Annotated in this window: 4 protein-coding genes; all 4 read right to left on the minus strand. The window is 62.5% G+C overall.

Annotated elements, in window-relative coordinates; translation table 11 throughout:
* Positions 1 to 304: 304 nt before the first annotated feature.
* The 4 genes from E1298_RS49010 to E1298_RS45330 all read right to left on the minus strand — a co-directional run bounded on the left by E1298_RS49010 (position 305) and on the right by E1298_RS45330 (position 2,835).
* Positions 305 to 682 carry an RICIN domain-containing protein gene (locus tag E1298_RS49010; protein WP_165975969.1) on the minus strand — a complete coding sequence of 126 codons (378 nt, stop codon included), beginning with the start codon at positions 680 to 682 and terminating at the stop codon, positions 305 to 307.
* Positions 683 to 926: 244 nt separating this feature from the next.
* Positions 927 to 1,265: a hypothetical protein gene (locus E1298_RS49015; protein ID WP_165975970.1), complete on the minus strand. Its 339-nt coding sequence runs from the start codon at positions 1,263 to 1,265 to the stop codon at positions 927 to 929.
* Positions 1,262 to 2,548 (minus strand): WXG100-like domain-containing protein, encoded by a 1,287-nt coding sequence (locus tag E1298_RS45325; protein ID WP_131903552.1) that lies wholly within the window; start codon positions 2,546 to 2,548, stop codon positions 1,262 to 1,264. Before E1298_RS45325 ends, E1298_RS49015 begins: the two co-directional genes overlap by 4 nt.
* On the minus strand, positions 2,545 to 2,835 hold the full coding sequence (locus tag E1298_RS45330; RefSeq protein ID WP_131903553.1) for a WXG100 family type VII secretion target: 291 nt from the start codon (positions 2,833 to 2,835) through the stop codon (positions 2,545 to 2,547). Before E1298_RS45330 ends, E1298_RS45325 begins: the two co-directional genes overlap by 4 nt.
* Positions 2,836 to 3,433 lie beyond the last annotated feature (598 nt).

Consider the following 3,433-nt stretch of genomic DNA (forward strand, 5'->3'; position numbering starts at 1 on the left):
TTCCTTGAGCACCAGCCCGGTATTGGGCACGTTCGGGGCGGCGTAGGGCGTCATAGCCTTGCCCTTGTGCAGGACCGAGAAGATCCGGTAGTGCGAGGTCTGCTGGGGCATCGACTGGATCAGCCACCGTGCCACGAATCGCCCCTGCCGCTCCATCAGCAGCAGAAGATCCCCCTGGTGGCGGTCCCGCGACACCTAAAACGGCTTTCCCCACTCAAGTCCCCGGCCCCACCCGAAACTCACTACCAGCGTCGCATTAGACCAAACCAGCGACGGTCCGGAGGCTCATGACCGTCCGCGTGACCTAGTAGATCTTGTCGATCGTCCAGGAGTAGGCGACGTCGCCGCGCGTGGGCGGTTCCTTGAGCACCAGCCCGGTATTGGGCACGTTCGGGGCGGCGTAGGGCGTCATAGCCTTGCCCTTGTGCAGGACCGAGAAGATCCGGTAGTGCGAGGTCTGCTGGGGCATCGACTGGATCAGCCACTGCTGCGCCTCGGAGGGACTGGTGTCGCAGGGACGGATATAGGTGTCGTACTGGCCGTTGGTGCCCGGCGCGGACTCCTTGGCCTCCAGGCACTTGTTCTTGGCGGAGTTGTTCTGGAGCCGGTAGGCCTGCTGCCCTTGTACCGACCCGTCAGCGACGATCTTCCAGCTCTGGCCGGTGGCCCACCAGCCGATCATGTCGACGTCCTTCTTTGCGACTCGCCCAGACGCTTTTGTGCTGGTGAGACGACGTGGTCCGCAGCTACCTGGGCAGCTTCGAGATTGCGGCGCGGCGCGGTCCCACACGGATGAGCCCTGGCACGCGAGACTCCCGCCGATTCTGGGCCTGTCCCGGTTGACGGTGTGGCTGAGCAAGCCGGCCTGGACCCTGCTGACAGCAGAGACGGAATGTGAACAACAAAACCATAGGCCAACTTTTTGCCTAACGAGCCGGAATGAACAGTTCGATATCGTCGATGGCTTGTTCCGCATAGCCCGCTGTTTGCGGGTCGTTCAAGGCGTGGCGAAGTGCAGGCAACACTCGGTCGAGATCGAGCTTTTTGTGAATTCTCGCTATATGTCCCAAGCATATGACTGCCGTGGAGCGAAGGGGCTGTGACGGGTTATTCAATAGTCCCAGGCACTGGTCCTGAACCCATTTCCAATCATGGCCATGGAGGGCAAGGCTCAGGAGTGCGTTCTGGGCTGCCTCGTCATCCTGACGCAAAAGAGCGTTTTCGAGGTCTTCTCGCGTAAGGTCTGGAATTTCTTCGTACCTCACTTGAGGATCCTGCCTTTCTTGTCCACGAGACCGGCCCGCTTGAGCGCGTTCTTCATCTTGTCTGTGAGCTCGTCCCACTCCCTGACGTGCCCATGATAGATGGACTTTCCTGGATGAGTCTCGTCCAGGACAACGATTTCACCGTGCTCTTTGTCCACGCCCACGCGCCTTGTGGTGTTCTCGCCAAGCGGTGCCGAGTTGTCGAGGGCCTCTTGGCCGTCTGTCGGCTCAGCCGAGTTGGGCCCTCTGCTGGTCTGTCTCGTGTTCGATCCGTGCTTGCCGCCAGGTTCGTAGGTGGGGGGCGCGCCTTCCTGTTCGGTCTCGGCATGGAGGATGCGTAGGTTGGGTGCGGTGGCGGTGGCGGTGCCGGTGGTGACCGAAGTGATGAGGTGGTTGGCGAGGACCCCGACGGTGATCGCACCGACTGTCTGCAGGAGTTTGCCGGCGGCGGCAGCAATAGCCGCACGCAGAGCGGCTAGTTCGAAGACCGCCGCGATGGGATTGGGGGCAGCGTCATTGACCCGTATCTGGCTCTCCAGGACGGCGGCGCCGTATTGGCGGCAGGCACTGGCCATTCCTGCGCAGAGCTGAGGAAGAGCGTTGAGAAGTGTGTCGGAAGCGTTGCCGTACAACCGCCGCCAGTAGCCATCGAATGCATCGATGTCCGGCGCGTCGCTGTGGCCCGTGACCGCCGTGACCTCGGTTGCGAGTCGGCCTCGTACATCGAGTAGGGAGGTATTGGCGGCCTGCCAGGCGGTGGCAGCCGTGGCGAGTGCATAGCTGTCTCCGGTCGGCCAGTGCTGCGCGATATCCAACGGGTCGAAGCTGATGCCGGTTAGCGTCTCCAGGAGTGAGCGAGGTGGTGGCTTGCCTGGCCCGGCCGCTGTTGGAGGCGCAGCCACGTTCAGTGGGCCGGACACCACAAAGCCCAACAACTGGTCCCGGAACGAGGGCTGCCGAGGGACCATAGAGAAACCACTGCCGATCACGGAGTGCTGATCGGCTCTGGTGTGATTGTTGACAGTCTGGGTGAGGCCTCGTGACATGTCACCGGTCGAGCGGTGCAGGGCGGCGAACCCCTGCCATGCGGCTTGGGCCGCCGGGGTGTAGGCGGCGATGAACTCGGCGGCAGCCTGATCCTTACCGGGGTTGCCCGCCATGCCGGCGGTAGGTGCCAGCGCCCCCGACAGGGTCGTCCATGTACTGCCGAACCTGTTCTGTGCGGCTGCGACGTGCTGGGCTGTTCTGTGCACGAGGTTGGTGTCGATCCAGACCCTGCTCACGTTGACCACATCCGCACGTTGGTGTCGCTCGAACTGCGGAAATTCCGGTGAGATCGCCCGATCGCACGATGCAGCCGGGCAAGTTCCGCATGCAGGGTTCGAGTTGATTGGTCCCACCGAGCGCGCGCCGCGGCATAGGCCTTCTGGTCATCACCCTCCCAATCGGCAAGCGACTGCTCAAGCTCTCCCTCAAGCTTGTCAAGTACCGCCTCGAACTGCCGTAGCGCCTGCTCAAAGCAGCGTTCAGCTTCGCTGAACGCTGCGAACTCCGCCCGGATCAATACCATCGAGATCTCCCAGTGCCGCGCGAAGTGGCGAAATTGTCGGCAGTGATCGTATCGGAACCTTCTCCGTTAGAGTCAAGTCGAGTCGAGGTTAAGGTACAGCTCGGTTATCCGTGCAGGAATCAGACCGTCGTATCTCCTTTTTGCCTGCCCCTGCATGATCGGAGGCCCGGTTGCATCCATGGTCATCGTGACAGCCGGCACCGTGAATTCACAGGCCGGTCGATCCGCAGGGCCGACGGGCCACCGTGCGCAAGTCGGCTACGTCCGAGCGACGGTGGAGATGATCTGTTCGGCTTGAGCCTTGGATGACCATGCACGCTGTCCGGGTGAGGCCGTCCACCGTGAACGGGCAGGCATGCGGTAGTGCCTGCCTCAAGCGGGCGCGGCCATGCCGTGATGTGCCATCCGCAGTTCGTGTGGGTGCTGGTGGTGCTGGACGCGCCGTCCAGGACGACGGTCCTTACTGGTGAGCGGCTCGTTTGGCGACTTCCTCGGACGTCGTTTGATTCGAGCGTAGGGGCGCGGCTAATGCGGGTTTAACGGGGGTGGGGGTTTTGTGCTTGTTGCTGGGCCCGGGTGGGTTTGACGGAGAGGGAGG

Origin of the sequence: Actinomadura rubrisoli, assembly GCF_004349215.1 — a bacterium.
GTDB lineage: Bacteria > Actinomycetota > Actinomycetes > Streptosporangiales > Streptosporangiaceae > Spirillospora > Spirillospora rubrisoli.